The 4,085-nt window shown below is 72.2% G+C and carries 1 protein-coding gene and 1 pseudogene; both read left to right on the plus strand.

Features of this window, described 5'->3' with window-relative positions:
• Window positions 1-426 precede the first annotated feature (426 nt).
• Entirely contained in the window at window positions 427-3,180 is a 2,754-nt protein-coding gene (locus FV218_RS21965; protein ID WP_147711549.1) for a PAS domain-containing protein, read from the plus strand.
• A gap of 303 nt (window positions 3,181-3,483) precedes the next feature.
• Window positions 3,484-4,085, plus strand: a pseudogene (locus tag FV218_RS21970) (ABC transporter ATP-binding protein); the annotation flags it as partial.

Consider the following 4,085-nt stretch of genomic DNA (forward strand, 5'->3'; position numbering starts at 1 on the left):
CGCCGGCAAGCCGCCCGGACCCAAGATCATGGCCCGCGGATGGCAAACCCTCTCAGCCATGCTCGCCGGCGCACTCATCCACGACCGAGAATCACTTCCGTCCAGGCCGTAGCCTTCCAGGAGAGGGAGCCCCGGTGCGCCTCCCGCCCGCATCCGGATGCCTGCCGCTGCATGGAATCGGCCCATTCGCAGTTGTGTGAATCCGGTAGCCTTTCAGGAGAGGGGACCTGTCGCGCTTGATGCCGGCTCATTATGGCTCTCGATGTCAGCCGCCGGGCGGATGTGGGAATCCGGAAGCCGCAAGGCGGAGGAGAGGCGCGCCCGGCACCGGAGCGATGAAATCCTTCGAGGCCGATCCTTCGAGACCCCTCTCCCGAAACCCGATTCTCCTCGCCCGTACCACAATCCCGCGCTAGGTCCGCTGCCATGACCGCCGCGCCCCGTCCCGATCCAAAAACCCTGTCGCGCGAAGAGCTCGAAGCGGAGGTCCGCCGCCTGCGCGCCCAGTCGGCCTCCCTCGCCGAGATGTTCGAGCAGGCCCCGAGCTTCATCGCCCTCCTGTCCGGTCCCGAGCATCGCTTCGCCCTGACCAACGCCGCCTACCAGCGGGCCATCGACCACCGCGCCGTCATCGGCCGCACCGTGGCGCAGGCCCTGCCGGATGCCGCCGCCCAGGGCTACGTCGATCTGCTCGACGGGGTGTTTCGCTCCGGCCGGCCGCACCGGGCGACGGCGGCCCGCTACGACGTCCAGGCCGTGCCGGGCGGCCCCGTCAACGCGCGCACCCTCGATTTCGTCTATCAGCCCATCACCGACGCCCACGGGACGGTCAGCGGCATCTTCGTGGAGGGGCATGACGTCACCGAGCGCACCCTCGCGGAGGCGGCCCTGCGGGAGAACGAGGCGCGCTACCGGACCCTGTTCGAGAGCATCGAGGTCGGATTCTGCATCGTCGAGATGAAGTTCGAGGGGGACCGCGCCGTCGACTACCGCATCGTCGAGGCCAATCCCGCCTTCGTCCGGCAGACGGGGGCCGACGTCGCCGGCCAGTGGGTCAGCCAGTTCGCGCCCGGCCTGGAGCGGCACTGGTTCGACACCTACGGGCGCGTGGCGCTCACCGGCGAGCCCGCGCATTTCGAGCATTACGCCGACGTGTTCGGGCGCTGGTTCGACGTGCGGGCCCTGCGTAACGGCGACCCCGCGTCCCACCGCGTCGCCATCTTCTTCTCCGACATCACCGACCGGCGGACCATGGAGGCGCGGGCGGAGGCCGGCGAACGCGAGCTGCGCCTCGTCACCGACGCCCTGCCGGTCCTCATCGCCTTCATCGGCGCCGACCACGTCTACCGCTTCGCCAACCGGGCCTACGACGACTGGTTCGCCGTGCCCGCCGACCGGATCGTCGGCCAGGACGTGCGCGACCTCCTCGGGCCGGAGGCCTACGCGGCGCGGCGGCCGTTCATGGAGCGGGCCCTGGCGGGCGAGGCGGTAACCTTCGAGCTGGATTGGCCGCACCGCGACGGACGCCCCCGGGTCGCCGAGATCCGCTACCTGCCCCGCCGGGCCGCCGACGGCCGCGTCGACGGCATCCACGTGTTCGTGCAGGACGTGACCGCGCGCAAGCAGACCGAGGCCGACCTCGAACGCCAGGTCGCCGCCCGCACGGCGGAGCGCGACCAGGTCTGGCAGGCCTCCTCCGACCTGCTCTGCGTCGCCAATTTCGACGGCCACTTCGTCAGCCTCAACCCGGCCTGGCCCCGGACCCTGGGCTGGAGCGACGCCGAGTTGAAGGCGCGGCCGTTCCTCGAGTTCGTCCATCCCGACGACGTCGCCGTCACCCTGGAGGCGGCGCGCGGCCTGGCCCGCGGCGAGGCCCAGCTCACCTTCGAGAACCGCTACCGCCACAGGGACGGCCACGCCGTGTGGCTGTCCTGGAACGCGGTGCCCCGCGACGGCCTGATCTACGCCTCGGTCCGCGACGTCACCGCGGTCAAGCACCAGGCCGAGGCTTTGCGCCTGACCGAGGAAGCCCTGCGCCAATCCCAGAAGATGGAGGCCGTGGGCCAGCTCACGGGCGGCCTCGCCCACGATTTCAACAATCTGCTCGCCGGCATCTCGGGGTCCCTCGAACTGATGCAGACCCGGATGACCCAGGGGCGCCTGGGCGACCTCGACCGCTACATGACCGTGGCGCAGGGCGCCGCCCGCCGCGCCGCCGCCCTGACCCACCGCCTGCTCGCCTTCTCCCGGCGCCAGACCCTCGACCCCAAGCCCACGGACGTGGACCGCCTGATCCGGGGCATGGCGGAGCTGGTCCGGCGCACGGTCGGGCCCGCCGTCCACCTCGAGGTCGTGGGCCTTGCGGGGCTGTGGCCGGCCCTGATCGATCCGGGCCAGCTCGAGAACGCCCTGCTGAACCTGTGCATCAACGCCCGCGACGCCATGCCGGACGGCGGCCGCATCACCATCGAGACCGCCAACACCTGGATCGACGAATCCGGCGCCCGGCGCCACGACATGCCGGCGGGGCAGTATCTCAGCGTCTGCGTCACCGACACGGGCACCGGCATGGCCCCGGACCTCGTGGGCAAGGTGTTCGAGCCGTTCTTCACCACCAAGCCCACGGGGGAGGGCACCGGGCTCGGCCTGTCGATGGTCTACGGCTTCGCGCGCCAGTCCGGCGGGCAGGTCCGGATCTATTCCGAGGTCGGCGCGGGGACGACGGTGTGCCTCTACCTGCCGCGCCACGACGGCGAGGCCGACGCCGACGACGCCACCCGGAAGCTGGCGGAGGTCCGCCGGGCCGGGCAGGGCGAGACCGTGCTCATCGTCGACGACGAGCCCTCCGTGCGGATGCTGGTCACCGAGGTGCTGGAGGATCTCGGCTACACCGCCATCGAGGCCGCCGACAGCCTCGCCGGCCTCAAGGTGCTGCACTCCGACGTCCGCATCGATCTGCTCGTGACCGATGTGGGGTTGCCGGGCGGCATGAACGGGCGCCAGATGGCCGACGCCGCCCGCGAGCGGCGGCCCGACCTCAAGGTGCTGTTCATCACCGGCTACGCCGAGAACGCGGTGCTGGGGAACGGCTACCTCCGCCCCGGCATGCAGGTCCTCACCAAGCCGTTCGTCCTGGAGACCCTGGCCGCGCGCATCAAGGACCTCATCGCGGCCCCCTGAGGCCGCCTTCGCTTGATCACTTCGAATCGAGTGGTCGCACTGGTGCCCCCTCTCCTGGAAGGAGAGGGTTGGGGTGAGGTGTGGGACATCTCCGAAAAGGTCACACACCTCACCCTGTCCCTCTCCTTCCAGGAGAGGGGACCCGCGCTTCACCGCGTCCATCAGCGAGACGCACAAGCAACCGAACCGATCGGGCAGCTCTGGCGCCCAATGCCGCGTGCGCCGCCGCGCTTTCGCCGTCCGCCGCGATCCTCTAAGCCCGCCCGACGGCCCCGCGGCGCGGGGCGGACGCGAAGGATGCCGATGGACCGCGAGCCGATCGTCTTCACCTGGCGATCCGCGCCGGCCGAGCACGCCCTCGCCATCGCGCTGACCCTCGGGCTCGGCGGCCCCCTCGCCCTCATCGCCCTCCTGTGCCTGCGCGACCTCGTCGGCGTGCTGGTGGCCCCCGATCACGGCGCGGCCGCCTTCCTGCACGTGGCCGCGAGCCTGCCGTGGCGTCCGGCCGGAACCGGCCCGTCCGTGCTGTTCGCGGGCTGGCTCCTCGGGCCGGCCGAGCGGGTGCGCCTCGCCCTCGCGGTGCTCTCGGGCGCGGCCCTGGCCTCGGCGGCCCTCGGCTGGGGCGTCGCCCGCCTGTGCTTCCTCGCCCAGAGCCGCACGGTGGTGCGCCTCAACGCCCGCGTCACCGACGCCATCCTGCGCGCGCCCCCCGCCGCCCGCGACGACGCCCGCGCCCTGGCCCAGGCCCTCGGCGACCTGCTCGCCCGCATCGACACCCTGTTCGGCCTCGGCCTCCTCGTGCCCGCCATGGCCCTCGGCTCCGCCCTCCTGGCCCTGGGCCTCGCCTGGCTCGCGGCGCCGCGCCTCGTGCCCGCCGTGGCCGTGGGGCTCCTGGCCGCCGGCCT

The sequence above is a fragment of the Methylobacterium sp. WL69 genome (genome assembly GCF_008039485.1).
In the GTDB taxonomy this organism is placed as follows: Bacteria; Pseudomonadota; Alphaproteobacteria; order Rhizobiales; family Beijerinckiaceae; genus Methylobacterium.

Excerpts from the sequence above, each read along its gene's own strand:
- FV218_RS21965 (WP_147711549.1), top strand. The coding sequence starts at position 427 with ATGACCGCCGCGCCCCGTCCCGATCCAAAAACCCTGTCGCGCGAAGAG.